Genomic DNA, 15,392 nt, shown 5'->3' with positions numbered 1-15,392 from the left:
GCACATTGGTTCGTCTTGTTCAGTTTTCAAAGGTCTTTGTCGCTCTCGCGCGACAACTATATTAGTATATCACGACCTCTTCTCCTTGTCAATATCTTTTTTCTATTTTTTTAAAAAAAGTTTTTCTTTTTTTAAAAAAATAGAAAACGAGAAGTGGATTCTTCTCGTTTTCTTATGATTATACAAGTTCTTTATATTTTTTCTGTTCTGCTTTATTTGCCCAAACGTAATGTCCTGGCTTGATTTCAACCATTTCTGGTTTGTCGGTTGAATAATCATGCTGATCAGGATCATAAACTTTCAGAACTTTTTTGCGTTCTAGAATTGGATCTGGAATCGGAACTGCCGATAGTAGAGATTGTGTATAAGGATGAATTGGGTTGTTAAACAATTCTTCCGTTTCAGCTACTTCTACAATAACACCTTTGTAAATAACCGCAATACGATCAGAGATAAAACGAACTACTGAAAGATCGTGTGCTATAAAGAGATAAGTCAAGCCCAACTCTTTTTGGAATTTCTTCAGGAGGTTCAATACTTGTGCACGAACTGATACGTCTAGGGCAGAAATTGGTTCATCTGCAATAACAAATTCTGGCTCCATTACCAAGGCACGAGCGATACCAATCCGCTGGCGTTGTCCACCAGAGAATTCATGGGGATAACGAGTCAAATGTTCTGCTAGAAGACCCACTTCATGCATAATCTCTTTTACTTTACGTACTCGGTCTTCTTCATTTTCGAATAGATGATAATTGTACAAACCTTCTGAAATAATGTAGTCGACTGTTGCACGCTCATTCAAGCTAGCTGCTGGGTCTTGGAAGATCATTTGAATCTTTCGGATTAATTCATTTTCATCCTTGCGATTTTGCTTCCCATTGATCTTTTTACCATCATATAAGATGTCACCTGCACTAGTGTCATTCAAACCAATGATTGCTCGACCAATTGTTGTCTTCCCACTACCTGACTCACCAACGAGGGAAAATGTTTCCCCTTTATTGATGAAGAAATTTGCATTCTTTACGGCTACAAATTTTTTACTTCCTTCACCGAAGGAAATTTCTAGATCTTTAACTTCTATTAATTTTTCTGTCATTTCCTTCTCCTAGTCCTTGATTGTAGTGAATCCCATTTTTGCACTTATTTTTTCATGAAGATTATCAATAATTTCTGGTTTATTGACTTTTGGTGCATCTTCATGCAAGAGCCACGTTTTAGCCCAATGTGTATCTGAAACTTTGAAAACTGGTGGATGTTCCTCAAAATCAATTTGCATGGCATAGTCTGAGCGCAAAGCAAAGGCATCCCCTTTTACCGGTGAGTACAATGATGGAGGAGTCCCTGGGATAGAAAATAAATCACCCTTAGAAGTAGACAACTGTGGCAAACTTGAAAGAAGACTCCATGTATAAGGATGTCTTGGGTCATAGAAAATTTCTTCTACTTTACCAAATTCTACAATTTCACCAGCATACATTACGGCAACCTTATCTGCAATACTTGCCACCACACCCAAATCATGGGTGATAAATATTGTTGTAAAGTTATATTCTTTTTGTAATGATTTCAACAAGTCAATGATTTGGGCTTGAATAGTTACGTCGAGGGCCGTTGTAGGCTCGTCACAGATCAAGATATCAGGACGGCAAGCAAGCGCAATAGCAATAACGATCCGTTGGCGCATCCCACCTGAATATTGGAAAGGATATTCATCAAAGCGACGTTCTGCTTCCGGGATTCCCACCTTTTCCATATAGTCAATAGCCATTTCTCTGGCTTCTTTTGCACTCTTGCCTTGGTGTTTAATAATAACCTCTGTAATTTGTGATCCGATTGTATTAATCGGGTCCAAACTGGTCATTGGGTCTTGGAAGATCGTTGCAATTTTTGCACCACGAATTTCTTCCCAATCTTTGTTTGACTTGAGTTCTGTTAATTCTTGCCCGCGATAATTAATGGTCCCATTGGCAATTCGTCCGTTTTCTTCTAACATTCCTGTAAAAGTTTTTGTCAAAACAGATTTACCAGAACCTGATTCACCAACAAGCGCCATGACCTCTCCTTCAACAAGATCCAAAGAGACATTGCGAATAGCTGTTAAGACACGATCCCGAACATCAAATTCTACTACGATATCGCGAGCAGATAAGATTACATTTTTATCATTTGTCATATCTACTCCTCCTATCTATGTGTACGTGGATCGCTGGCGTCTGCAAGATTTTGTCCAACGATATAGAATGACAAGGATACCAAGACTAAGACTGTCAATGGAATCCAGAAAAGATACGCATTGGTTGTTACGTTTTGTGAGTAGTCTGAAATAAGACGACCTAAACTTGGAACTGTAATCGGCAATCCCAATCCAAAGAAGGAAAGGAAGGCCTCAGTCGAAATAAAGGCTGGCAACAATTGTGTAGTTGTCGTCACAATAACAGAAACCAACTGTGGCAAAATATTTTTCGTCACAATTTTAAGGGTTGGTGTACCCAAGGTGCGACTGGCCAAGTTGTACTCTAAATCGCGGTAACGCATAATTTGGACACGGATAGAGTAAGCAATCCCAATCCATCCTGTCACTGTCATCGCCAAAATCAAGTTCCAGAAACCAGCACCAATTGAGTAAGTCAAGACAATAACAATCAACATGAATGGAACATTTGAAATAACGTTATAAACTTCCATCATGAAGCGGTCGATTGATTTTGACACACCCCAAATCCCGCCGATCACTACTCCAATCACAACGTTGATCAAGGTAGCAATAAAGGAGATGATAATCGAATTGCGGGCACCAAACCAAACTCCATCAAACAAGGATTTACCATTGTTATCCGTACCAAAGAAGGCCTTGGTGCTTGGCGGATTCAAACGGGCAGTAAAGTCATTTACTTTACTTACATCATTGTAATCAAAGTTTGAAAACATTGGGTATACAAAACTCATTAAGAGAATAGCAACCAAAACGGCTAACATCAAAATGGTTGATTTCTTTTTGAAGAATTGACGGAATACGGATTTCCAATAGGAGTAAGACGGCGCATCAATTGTCTCAGAGGCAAAATCATCACGTTCCACAAATTGGAATTTCTTCTTATCGATTGTAGACATTATTTGCCTCCTTTCTTAGTTGTTAGTTTGATACGAGGGTCTACCATAACCATAAGGATATCTCCAGCCATTGCTCCAAATACAGCAAGAACAGTAAAGATGAAGACAAGACCAACTACCATGGTATTATTGGATGCCTTGATAGAATCAATCAACATTTTACCCATACCAGGGAAGGCAAAGACAGTTTCTGTCAAAGTTGCCCCTGAAATGACTAGAACCAATTGAACAGGAATCCCTGTAACGATCGGAACCATGGCGTTTTTGAAGATATGTTTGCGGGAAATTTCTTTCTCAGAAAGCCCTTTGGCACGTGCAAAACGGACAAAGTCTTGAGAATGCAAGTCGATCATGTAACGGCGAATCCAAACTGCCAATCCTGGTGCACTCAAGAGACCCAAAATCACAGAAGGTAGTACATAAGAGCGCCAATCCTGAGCCCCTAACACTGGGAAGGAATCTGGTAAGCCGATAGAAGAGCCAGCCAAGCGAACGATGTAAACCAAGGCAATCGTCGGCAATGACATCATAAATGTTAAAGTTGCCGTAGATGCACTATCAAACCAAGTATTCTTCAACAAGGCCATATAAGATCCTAAAGGAATAGCAATCAAGTAGGCAATCGCAATCCCGATTAAACCGATAATGGCTGAGCTCACAATCATGGATGGATTTTCATAGTTGCTCAATGTTGCTGTATAAGCATCTCCTTTACCAAAGCGGGCGATATCTTGAGCATCTGCCTTGCTTGGTGATTTGTATGTACGAGAGTAGATATTGATAGAAGATTCTTTTTTTCCTGTTGGGAAGTTTACTTCACTCTTCTTAGTTGTACCTTGTCCTTGTGTAATAACCTGAAGAACAGGTGTATTTGAATAAGTTGGGTAAGATTCACCCAAGTTTAAGGATACAAAATTTTGATGAATGAACGGGAATTGACCATTGAAATACAAAAGATATTTATGTTTAGTCCCCGAACCAACTACTGACCAACCAATAGCTGGGTCATTTTCAATTCGAATATAGCGTTCAAGTTTTGGATTAGAAGCATCTTTGATGACATTTGGATGGTCAATCTGAATCAGATTACCATAGAATCCAATAACACGTTCAAAGACAGGGACTTCACGAGTAGCGTAAAAACCTTTGTTTTCAGGGAAACGTTTCAATACCCAGCCATTTCCAAGGTTAGAAATGTACTTTTTGTAGATCTTCTCGTTTTCTTTAGTAGGCTCTACTGTTACTGATGAGTCTTCCTTGCTTGCTTTTTCTTTCAAAGCTTTTGAATCAAGATATTCTATATACCCCATGCGATCATAGACTGTATTTTCATAATTGATTTTAGAGTCTTTTGTTTTCGCAATCTTGTTATAGTTAGGGTCGTTTTTGAAAATTAAATTTCTTGGGGTTAGCGTATAAATAATTGTATACGTCAATGTCGTAACCAAAAAGATCGACACCAACGAACGTAAAATACGCATAAATATATATTTTTTCATATTCCGTTCCTTTAATGTTCAAAAGAACTTTCTCCCCTATTAGAGAAAGTTCTGATGAAGGTGATTATTTGACGTGTTTTTCAAGATCTTGCTGAGCCTTCTTGTTTGATTCAGCTTTTTCTTTCAACCATTTTTCACGTGCTTGATCATATTGTTTTTTAGTGACAGGTTCATCTTGAATTTCAACATATTTGAAATAAGTTGATCCTTTGTTACCTGTTTGTGATGAAGGTTCAGAGAATGGAACCACTTTTGAAACCACTGTAGCTGCACCAGAGCTTGTCATAGTTGGAATTACCAATGCGCTATCTGTTAACCAAGCTTGCGCTGCTGCAAATTTTTCATAACGTGTCACTACGTCTAGGGTTTCTTTTTCTGCATCATCAAGCAACTTCGCATATTCATCTAAGCCAACAGCCTTAGCAGAGGCATTATCGACACCACCAGCAAATCCAAGATAAGTCTTAGTTTGGTCTGGAGAAGATGGTTGCAAGGTATCAAGGTAAGTAGATGGGTCATCATAGTCTGGATTCCATCCTACAAGTCCTTGAAGGTCCCAGTCAGTTTCTGCAGCTGATGGTACGTTAAGAGTAATGTTCAAGACTTCATCTTGGTCCATCATTTGAAGGTCCACAACAACGTTTTCTGTACCAAGTGTTTCTTCAACTGATTGTTTGAAGGATTGCATCCGTGACACAAAGTTTGTTGAGTTTTGTGCAACCGGAACATCCAAGTGGATTGGGAATTGAACACCTTCTTTTTGGAGTTCAGCTTTTGCCTTTTCAAACTGAGCTTTTGCTTTTTCCTTGCTATAGAGTCCGTTTTGACTGTCTGCAAGATTCACACCGCTCCATTGATCCCCATAAGTTTGCAACTTGTCTGCTACTACATCACCAAAGTCTTTACCGTTTACTTGAACAAAGGCAGGTGCAGTGTACATATTCCGAATAGCAGCCTTAGCATACTCTTTACCATTGACTTGTGCTGAGTAATTTTCGCGGTTCAAGGCAAAGGTGATGGCTTGACGGAAATCCTTGTTCAAGATAGCTTTCTTCGTAGAAGATTTCTGCTCATCTGACGTCTTAGAAGTATGGTTGTAAGCTTGACGGTCAATGTTGAAACCTAAGACTGCGACACCAGAACCAGGCTGTGTGTTGTAGATATTGTCTTTGTATTTTTCTTCAACAGACGCAAAGTTAGAGCTAGCAGGGTATAGACGCGCCTTGGTATATGAACCATCGCTAAAACCGCGCGCTATGGAATCTTGATCTGATCCATCATAATAAGAGAATTTGATCTTGTCGATATGAACGTTGTCTTTATCCCAATACTCTTCATTCTTTTCAAAAGTGATTTCTGATTTAGAAGTGATTGATTTCAAAAGGAATGGACCATTGAACAAGATTGATTTAACATTACCTGGTTGACCAAATTCATCACCCTTGCTCTTCAAGAAATCTGTACTAATTGGGAAAAGAACACCATTAGTTGTTTTTGAATTCCAGAAAGTTTCTGGTTGGTTCAAAGTATACTCAAGAGTATAGTCATCCACTGCTTTGACTCCAACCTCAGAGAAATCTGAAATTTTTCCTTCTGAGTAGTCTTTCAATCCTTTGATTGAGTCTTTTACCAATGGAAGAGATTCTGATTTTTTATCCGCCGCATGCTTCAATCCAGTAACGAAGTCATGAGCTGTTACTTCCCCATGCTCTTCACCATCAGCATCATACCATTTAACACCCTTACGGATTTTGTAAGTATAGGTCAAACCATCTTTTGAAACAGACCAGTCTTCAGCAATAGATGGTACAAGGTTTCCGTATTTGTCGTTTTCCAACAAACCATCTACACCGTTTGTTGTAATATCATGTACGGAAGCTTTGGAAGATACGGTGTAATCCAAAGTTGTTGGATCATCTGTATAAACATAGCCATATGTTGTATCTTTTTTTGATGCAGACTTGCTATCTTTTGAGCCAGAACATGCTGCAAGGAAAGTTGCTGCGAGCAATGTTACTCCGGCAAATGCAAAAACTTTACTTTTTTTCATTTTGAGTCTCCATTTTATTGAATTTAGATAGAATTATAGCATAAGTGAGGAAAAAAGTAAACTAAATTTTCTGAATATTTGGCAAGTGAAAGGAGCCACTGAGTGGGGGACTGTCTAAAAAATCAATCCTTTTAGTGGCTCCTTCCCTACATAAACTTATGCACTCTTACTATCCTAGTTATTTTTTTCTATTTCGATTCGATGTGGTTCTTTAATTCTTCTTGGGCTTTTTTATTGGATTCAGCCTTTTCTTTTAACCATTTTTCTTTGCTTGCATCGTAATCCTTTGTCTTGATGACTTCTTCTGAAAGTTCAAGATATTTATAGTTGGTTCCAGTTCCTTTTGTTCCAACCCATGAAGCCGCACGACTATATGGAACAGTCCGTTGCAACATTGGAGTTCCACCATTTGAAACAGTCGGCAAGATCAATGAACTATCTGTTAGCCATGCTTGAGCAGCTGCGTATTTCTCATAGCGTAAAGCTTGATCATTCACTTCAGAATTGGCATCTTTTAAGAGTTCTGCATACTTCCCAAAGTCAACTGCTGGAATAGCAGGACTGTTTGAGCCTGCATCCACACCTAGATAGTAGAAAACAGAACCGTTAACAGGACTTAAACTCTCTAAATAAGTAGATGGATCTTGGTAGTCTGGAACCCATCCTCCGCCTGCAAGGTCATAATCTTTCTCAGCAGCAGTATCTGTGAAATAGGTAATATTGTTAAAGTCATCATCAGATAATTTCTGAATATCTACGACAACATTGTCTGCACCGAGAACAGCTTCTACGGATTGTTTAAAGGAGCTAGCTTGTTGTACCTGACTGTTATCCGTTTGACTGACAACGTAATCCAAATGAATTGGGAATTCTACCCCTTCTTTTTGCAGTTGTTCTTTAGCTTTTGCAAACTCAGCCTTGGCTTTTTCTTGATTGTAGAGAGTGGTTTGGGCATCATCTAGATTGACATCTTTCCACTCATCTCCATAGGTCACTAATTGCTTCTCAACAACCTTACCGAACTCTTCGCCATTCACTTGAACAAAAGTCGGTGGAACCAAGGTATTCCGAAGGATTTTGGTCGCTGCATCTGCTCCTGATGTTTGAGCTGCATAGGCTTCACGGTCAAAGGCAAAATTCACAGCTTGACGGAAGTCTTTGTTTAAAATCGCTTGTTTTGTGGACGATTTTTGAGCATCTGTCGTTTTAGCTGTATGGTTATACTTCTGACGATCAATGTTGAATCCGAGGTAGTATGATGTTCCGTATTGAACACCATAAACAATATTATCACCAAATTTCTTTTTCACACTCTTATAAGTGGAGCTATTTGGCATTACTGTCGCAAATGAATATTGTCCATTCTCAAATTTCTTGATGACAGATTCTGGATCTGATCCGTCATTATAGGTCAACTTCACATGATCAATATGAACATTCTTTTCATCATAATATTCCTTATTTTTCACAAGTTCAATCTGCGATTTTGAAGTTAAATTCTTCAAATAATAAGGACCATTATAGAGAATACTACTTGGCTTCAAAGAACCGAAGTCTTTCCCTTGAGATTCTAAGAAAGCTTTGTTAACCGGGAAGAGGACGCCTGATGTCGTCTTAGAATTCCAAAAACTTTCTGGACGTTCCAAGGTATATTGAACGGTATAATCATCTAGGGCTTTCACGCCAACTGTCTTGAAATCTGTTGTTTCACCCTTGGCATAGGCATCCAAACCTTTAATGGAGTTTTGGATTAAGAAGAGACCTTCTGATTTTGATTCCACAGCATGTTTGACCCCTGTCACAAAATCGTGAGCTGTTACAGCACCATACTCTTCCCCTTCACTGGTGTACCATTTAGCATCTTTTCGAAGTTTATAGGTATAGACCAAGCCATCTTCTGAAACTGTCCAGTCTTCTGCCAAACTTGGGATTAAATTTCCATATTTATCATTTTCTAACAAACCATCAACAAGGTTACTTGTAATATCAGACGTCGTTGTACGAGTCGATGCAATGTAGTCCAATGTATTTGGATCTGTTGAATAAATATAAGAATAAGTAGATTGATTGCTGCTTCCACCACCGCAGGCTGTCAATAGAAGAGCGCTGGCTAGAGAAACACCGGCCAGTACGAACCGTTTATTTACTTTCATCACTATCTCCTTATGTTAGGTTTTCTACCATTATACACTATTTCTTCCATTTTACCAACTATCTTTCAAATTTGCCTATGACCTTTGAGTCCTAATAGAGCAAAATAGGATTAGAGCAGTTGCCTTCTTTTATGATACAATAGTAGAGACAAAAAACAATCGAGGATTCAAACGTGAAAAAAATAATCACCTTACTTCTTTGTCTAATACTTGCGCTTCTCAGTACGTCTCCTGTAAAAGCGGAGGACCTAGACCTTGGAGCCCAGCATGCTATTGCGATTGATGGGACAACAGGTAAAATACTCTATGAAAAAAATAGTGATGAGAAAAAAGAGGTTGGCGGAATCAGCAATCTCTTGACTACTTATCTCGTTTACGAAGCCATTCAGCAAGGAAAAATCTCTTTAACTGATGATGTGGATATTTCTGATAAAGCCTATCAACTGACAGCTGTTGAAGGAATCAGCAACGTTCCCATGGAAGCCCGTAAATACAAGGTTAAGGACTTGCTCACTGCTCTCCTCGTATCAAACGCCAATAGTGCCGCCATCGCCTTAGCTGAAAAAGTAGCTGGTAGCGAAGAAAAATTCGTCCTCCTCATGAAAGCAAAGCTCAAAGATTGGGGAATTACAGATGCGACGATTGTGAATGCTAGTGGATTGAACCAATCTATCATTGATGGGGATGAGGAAAATAAAAAGAAAAATACCGAAAATAAGCTGAGCGCTTATGATGTGGCAGTCATCGCAAAACATCTTCTAGAAGACTTTCCTGAAGTTACAAAAATCACCTCCCTCTCCCATGCAGAATTTGCTGGAATTCAATTGGAGAGTAGCAACTATATGCTGGAAAACATGCCCAGCTATCGAGCTGGGGTGGATGGTCTAAAAACTGGAAATTCCGAAAAAGGAGGGATCTCATTTGTCGCTTCTACTAATCAAAATGGGATTCGAATGATTACCGTTGTCATTGGTGTTGAGGCAATCGATGGTGACCCTTACGCACGATTTGTTGCAACAGCCAACCTGATGAATTATGTGAGCCAAAACTTCGTTCCAAGCCTCATTATCAGCAAAGGCGAAGCATACAACAACAGTAAATCAACGGTTCACGATGGCAAGAAAACAAACGCCACTGCTGTTGCCAAGGATGACTTCATCGTGATCGAACGACAAGGAAGCCAAGCAGAAGCTAAAATCACCTTTAAAAGTAACCAATCTTCATTTAGCGCTCCTATAAAGAAAGGTACTTCTCTCGGAACCCTTACCTACACTGATCCAGAACCCATCGGTCGAGGGTATATCGAAGGTAAAGCCCCTAGTATGGAAATGGTGAGCGGAGAAAATATCCAAAAAAGTTTCTTCTTAAAGGTGTGGTGGAATCAATTTGTTCGCTACGTCAACGAAAAACTATAAATACTCATAAACAAAAAAAGAGGTCACCCTCTTTTTTTGTTTATTCAATTCCGTCAACAGAACTTCTATCAAACTTCGAAATAAGGAAAAGCAGTATCGCTGTCTATTGGATGAGTCGGGATTTCTTGTTCAATCACCGCACGCCAACCTGCTACCAATTCTCCAAAAGATAAGCTAGCTTCAGGTGTAGCTGTTGTTAGCTTCCGACCAAACCAAGCCATGGTCGCCGTTTCTAATTGAAGCATGGCATAACTAATCACAGGAACATTGGCAGCTTCGTAATTTTCATTGACTGCATGGGCTACTGCTGGTGCTTGAGGCAAGAGTTGAAGGCGGATTTTTTCTACAAGTTCTGGATCCAATTCTTGCCAAGAAATTAATTTCCCATCGATTTGATAATACAAATCAAATGTTTCTTGACCCGGCTTAAAATTCACTAGCATAAAGGCACGATCCGCTTTATCAGGACCGCCAACAGCCTTCACAGCATTGATCAAGAGATTTTGTTCCATCTGTCTCCAATAATCATTTGCTTCTTCAGCTAGATCAATTGTAAAGGGTGGAACAATTTCCTCAACAGGAATTTCGCCCTTATTCGCTTTTTCAACATTACCAAATAATTTTTTTAAGAATCCCATTTTGCTTCTCCTTTTATCCCCTTAACCGACAGATCCTTCCATTTCATAGCTAATCAAGCGGTTGAGCTCAACTGCATATTCCATTGGAAGTTCTTTAGTGAAGGGCTCTACAAATCCCATGACGATCATCTCAGTCGCTTCTGATTCTGATAAACCACGGCTCATGAGGTAATAGAGTTGCTCTTCAGAAATCTTAGATACTTTGGCTTCATGTTCCAAAGCAACTTGTGAATTATGAATTTCATTAAATGGGATGGTATCCGATGCAGACAAGTCATCCATGATAATGGTATCACACTCAATGTGACTGACAGATTTCGCTGAATCTTTATTGAAGGTCACTTGTCCACGGTAGTCAACCTTTCCTCCACCTTTCGCGATGGATTTTGAGACGATTGAAGAGCTGGTATGCGGAGCATTGTGGATCATTTTAGCACCTGTATCTTGGTGTTGCCCCGCATTTGCAAAGGCGATAGAAAGCATGGTACCACGCGCACCTTCTCCATCCAGATAAACAGACGGGTATTTCATGGTCGTTTTAGCTCCAAGGTTTCCATCAATCCATTCAACTGTCGCATCTTTGGTCGCTTTGGCCCTTTTGGTCACCAAGTTATAGACATTGTCGGACCAGTTTTGGATGGTCGTATAACGCATATAAGCGCCATCCAAGGCAAAAATTTCGACAATGGCTGCGTGCAGGCTATTGCTTGAATAAGTCGGTGCTGTACATCCTTCTACATAGTGGACGCTAGCGCCTTCGTCAACAATAATCAAAGTCCGCTCAAACTGACCTGTATTTTCATTATTAATCCGGAAGTAGGTCTGCAAAGGAACATCGACCTTTACACCCTTCGGTACATAGATAAAGGTCCCACCTGACCAAACAGCTGAGTTGAGGGCTGCCAACTTATTATCCGTTGGAGGTACCAACTTAGCAAAGTATTGCTTAAACAAGTCTGGGTATTCCTTCAAAGCCGAATCTGTATCGGTAAAAATGATTCCGAGCTTTTGGAATTCTTCCTTCATATTATGGTAAACTACTTCAGACTCATACTGAGCAGCTGCTCCGGCCAGGTAAGCACGCTCTGCTTCTGGAATACCAATCCGTTCAAATGTTTCCTTAATTTTTTCAGGCACTTCATCCCAGCTACGTGCAGGTTTATCAGATGGTTTTTGATAATAAATCAAATCGTCAAAATCAATATCTGACAAGTCAGCCCCCCAAGTTTGCATCGGCATTTTTTTAAATGCTTCATAAGACTTCAAACGGAACTCCAGCATCCATTCTGGCTCATTTTTCGCAGCAGACAACTCGCGAATAACCGATTCATTTAACCCTTTTCCTGTTGACAAGATTGGGTCTACATCATCGTGAAAGCCAAATTTATATTCACCAAGATCAATTGGTTTTGGTTCTACTCTTTCTTCTGTCATATCTTTCCTTTCATTTTCTTTTTAGCGCTCTTTCCATGTGATTACTTTTTCTAGCCTGGACCATCAGCAACCGAATGTTGATAGCACTTCTCACCAGAAGCTCGGTTAAAAAACAGACTTGAATCTTCATCACTTTTATTCATCATTAGGCTTGAGCATCGATTGCTTTTTTGAGAGCATTCCAAGCCAGGGTCGAGCACTTGATCCGTTGTGGAAATTTAGCAACCCCAGCTAAAAAGGCTGCATCTCCCAACTGGTCTTGACGGGCATCTTCTTTGCCTTGGACCATTTCTGAAAAAATAGTCGCCAACTCTAGCACTTCTTCCTTGGTTTTTCCTAGGACAACGTCCGTCATCATACTAGCAGAAGCCGTCGAAATCGTACAACCTGAGTTGACAAAGGCAATGTCCTTGATTACTCCTTCATCATCAAACTGAACAGACAAACTAATCACATCGCCACAGGTTGGATTGTTTAAGTTGATTTGTTCAACCCCTTCAATCTTTCCATGGTGGTGGGGATTTTTTGAATGGTCAGCTACTACAGCCATATAGAGGCTATCTAATTTAGAAAGTGCCATTGAAAAACTCCTTTGTTTTTATCAGCGCTTCTACAAGCTTATCACAGTCTTCCTTTGTATTGTAGAGATAAAAGCTAGCTCGAGCAGTCGCTGGAACTTCCAAATACTGGATTAAAGGTTGAGCACAATGGTGGCCTGCCCGAACGGCAACCCCTTCATAATCCAAGGCAGTCGCAAGATCATGAGGATGCAGATTCCCTAAGTTGAAGGAAATCACCCCAGAGCGTTTCGCTAAATCTTGGGAGCCATAGATTTTCAAGCCTTCAATTGCTTGAAGTTTGGGAAAGACGTAGGCAATCAAGTCTTGCTCGTGATGCTCAATGGCATCCATGCCAATAGCCTCCAAATAATCAATCGCCACAGCTAAACCAATAGCACCAGCCATATTTGGAGTCCCTGCTTCGAATTTCCAAGGGAGTTCCTTCCAAGTTGCGGATTGTTCATAGACAAAGTCAATCATTTCCCCACCAAATTCAACAGGTGACATTTGGTTAAGATAGTGCTCTTTTCCATACAAGACTCCAATTCCTGTCGGTCCAGCCATTTTATGTCCGGAAAAGACAAAGAAGTCTGCATCTAGTTTTTGAACATCAATTTTCATATGTGGGACTGATTGGGCCCCATCCACTACCATAATGGCTCCTTTTTCATGGGCCAATTGAGCGAGTTCCTGGATAGGATTGATCACCCCGAGAACGTTAGAAGCATGGGTAATGGAAACAAATTTGGTTCGATCTGTCAATTTTTCTCGGAAATCCTCTAGATCCAGATCACCGTCTTTCAAGTAGGCATAGACCAACTTCGCCCCTGTCTTCCGACAAGCTTCCTGCCAAGGAAGGATGTTGGAATGGTGTTCCATAATAGAAATGAGGACCTCATCCCCCTCTTCGAGAATTTCCTCTGCAAACCGCCCAATCCAGTTCAAACCTGTCGTAGTCCCTCTCGTAAATAAGACCTCTTTGGTCGAGGAAGCGTTTATAAAACGACGGACAGTTTCTCTTGCTGCTTCATAGGATGCGGTCGCCCGTTCCGCCAAGGTATGAACCCCGCGGTGAACATTGGCGTTATCCTCTTGGTAATAGCGATTCACTGCCTCTAAGACAGCTTTTGGTTTTTGTGTCGTCGCTGCATTATCTAAATAGACAAGCGGCTCATCATTCACTATTTGATCTAAAATCGGGAAATCTTTCCGAATCTTTTCGACATCTATCATGTTTATCTCTTCAATAATTTATCTTCAATGGTTTGGATCATTTCTTCACGAACTTCTTTGACTGGAATCTCCACAATCACTGATCCAAGGAAACCACGAACCACTAGGCGTTCTGCAGTTGCCTGATCCAAGCCACGGCTCATGAGGTAGTACATGTCTTCTGGATCTACCTGACCGATAGAAGCTGCATGGCCTGCAGTCACATCATTTTCATCGATCAAAAGAATTGGGTTAGCATCGGAACGAGCTTGATCAGAAAGCATCAATACACGGCTTTCTTGTTGGGCATCTGCCCCTTTTGCTCCTTTAATAATGTGGCCAATCCCGTTGAAGGTCAAGGTTGCCTTTTCAAGAATGACACCATGTTGGAGAATGTTCCCTACCGAATTGCAACCATAGTTGGTTACGCGGGTATCAATCCCTTGTACCTGACGACCACTAGATAGGGCTACGACCTTAAGGTCTGCATGGCTGCCGTTTCCTATCAAGTCACTATCAAAGTCAGCAACGACATTTCCTTCGTTCATGACACCGATTGCCCAATCAATGCTAGCATCCTTGCCTAGTTTCCCACGGCGGCTAATATAGGCAGTGACATTCTCACCAAGACGATCAATCGCAGCAAACTTCACTTGCGCACCTGAACGTGCAATCACTTCTACTGTGATATTAGCAGTTGCCTTGGCACTACCTTCTCCACGTGACTCTAACCGTTCAAGGTAACTAATCTTGCTTTTCTTACCAGCGATAATCAAGATGTGCTTGTTAAATGGCACATCGCTATCACTATCCTGGTAGAAGACACCCTCGATTGGCTCCGCGATTTCTACATGATCTGGAATATAGAGAACAGCACCACTGTTAAAGTAGGCTGTGTGGTAGGCTGCCAACTTGTCATCATCATATTTAACGGATGACATGAAAAATTCCTCTACGACCTCTGGAATTACTTCCAGGGCTGAGTGGAAGTCTGTAAAGATGACTCCCTGGTTGGCCAAGTCAACTGGAATCTGTTCAAATACTGTATGAGTTCCATGCTGAACCAATTTTAATTGATTGTCAATCGCAGTGAAGTCTGGCACAGCAGTAAGGGGCTCACTTTCTGTGATTGTTCCATCGCCAAGATTCCAACGATGAAATTTCACGCGTTCAATCACGGGTAGTTCTAAGTCATCCATTTTATCAAAAGCCTTCTGGCGCAACTCTTGCAACCATTGAGGCTCTGCATGCATTTCTGAAAAAAGTTTGATATTTTCTTTGGTCATTTACTCCTCCTCAAAGATCCTGTTCAGT

The 15,392-nt window shown here is 40.5% G+C and carries 12 protein-coding genes; 1 reads left to right on the top strand and 11 read right to left on the bottom strand.

The features are described 5' to 3' along the window. Positions 1–178 precede the first annotated feature (178 nt). The 6 genes from I2D56_RS06865 to I2D56_RS06840 all read right to left on the bottom strand — a co-directional run bounded on the left by I2D56_RS06865 (position 179) and on the right by I2D56_RS06840 (position 8,819). Complete coding sequence (locus I2D56_RS06865; RefSeq protein WP_023022226.1) at positions 179–1,102, bottom strand: ATP-binding cassette domain-containing protein; 924 nt, start codon at positions 1,100–1,102, stop codon at positions 179–181. Between the two features lie 9 nt (positions 1,103–1,111). Beyond that, positions 1,112–2,179 carry an ABC transporter ATP-binding protein gene (locus I2D56_RS06860; protein WP_023022224.1) on the bottom strand — a complete coding sequence of 356 codons (1,068 nt, stop codon included), beginning with the start codon at positions 2,177–2,179 and terminating at the stop codon, positions 1,112–1,114. An 11-nt stretch (positions 2,180–2,190) separates the two neighbouring features. Beyond that, entirely contained in the window at positions 2,191–3,117 is a 927-nt protein-coding gene (oppC, locus tag I2D56_RS06855; protein WP_023022222.1) for an oligopeptide ABC transporter permease OppC, read from the bottom strand. Further along, entirely contained in the window at positions 3,117–4,616 is a 1,500-nt protein-coding gene (locus I2D56_RS06850) for an ABC transporter permease (RefSeq protein ID WP_023022220.1), read from the bottom strand. The genes oppC and I2D56_RS06850 overlap by 1 nt, the downstream gene beginning before the upstream one ends. Before the next feature lie 64 nt (positions 4,617–4,680). Beyond that, on the bottom strand, positions 4,681–6,666 hold the full coding sequence (locus I2D56_RS06845; protein ID WP_129270484.1) for a peptide ABC transporter substrate-binding protein: 1,986 nt from the start codon (positions 6,664–6,666) through the stop codon (positions 4,681–4,683). Between the two features lie 188 nt (positions 6,667–6,854). Continuing rightward, a complete protein-coding gene (locus I2D56_RS06840; RefSeq protein WP_195348250.1) occupies positions 6,855–8,819 on the bottom strand; it encodes a peptide ABC transporter substrate-binding protein in 1,965 nt (654 codons plus the stop codon). 173 nt (positions 8,820–8,992) lie between these two features. Between I2D56_RS06840 and pbp3 the strand changes: the two genes are divergently transcribed. Further along, positions 8,993–10,234: a D-alanyl-D-alanine carboxypeptidase PBP3 gene (gene pbp3, locus I2D56_RS06835; RefSeq protein WP_272125623.1), complete on the top strand. Its 1,242-nt coding sequence runs from the start codon at positions 8,993–8,995 to the stop codon at positions 10,232–10,234. A 68-nt stretch (positions 10,235–10,302) separates the two neighbouring features. On the opposite strand, the gene I2D56_RS06830 is transcribed toward pbp3, so the two are convergent. The 5 genes from I2D56_RS06830 to sufD all read right to left on the bottom strand — a co-directional run bounded on the left by I2D56_RS06830 (position 10,303) and on the right by sufD (position 15,364). Continuing rightward, complete coding sequence (locus tag I2D56_RS06830; protein WP_195348249.1) at positions 10,303–10,872, bottom strand: hypothetical protein; 570 nt, start codon at positions 10,870–10,872, stop codon at positions 10,303–10,305. Between the two features lie 21 nt (positions 10,873–10,893). After that, the gene (sufB, locus tag I2D56_RS06825) at positions 10,894–12,306 is read right to left on the bottom strand and encodes a Fe-S cluster assembly protein SufB (protein WP_006594961.1); all 1,413 of its coding nucleotides are present in this window, start codon (positions 12,304–12,306) and stop codon (positions 10,894–10,896) included. A gap of 145 nt (positions 12,307–12,451) precedes the next feature. After that, on the bottom strand, positions 12,452–12,886 hold the full coding sequence (sufU, locus tag I2D56_RS06820; RefSeq protein WP_195348248.1) for a Fe-S cluster assembly sulfur transfer protein SufU: 435 nt from the start codon (positions 12,884–12,886) through the stop codon (positions 12,452–12,454). Continuing rightward, on the bottom strand, positions 12,873–14,099 hold the full coding sequence (locus I2D56_RS06815; protein ID WP_195348247.1) for a cysteine desulfurase: 1,227 nt from the start codon (positions 14,097–14,099) through the stop codon (positions 12,873–12,875). The genes sufU and I2D56_RS06815 overlap by 14 nt, the downstream gene beginning before the upstream one ends. Before the next feature lie 2 nt (positions 14,100–14,101). Continuing rightward, positions 14,102–15,364 carry a Fe-S cluster assembly protein SufD gene (gene sufD / locus I2D56_RS06810; protein WP_195348246.1) on the bottom strand — a complete coding sequence of 421 codons (1,263 nt, stop codon included), beginning with the start codon at positions 15,362–15,364 and terminating at the stop codon, positions 14,102–14,104. Positions 15,365–15,392: the final 28 nt, after the last annotated feature.

Source organism: Streptococcus australis (assembly GCF_015553625.1).
Lineage (GTDB): Bacteria > Bacillota > Bacilli > Lactobacillales > Streptococcaceae > Streptococcus > Streptococcus australis_B.
The sequence above is the reverse complement of the archived record's forward strand: the minus strand, read 5'-3'. Positions and strand labels throughout refer to the sequence as shown.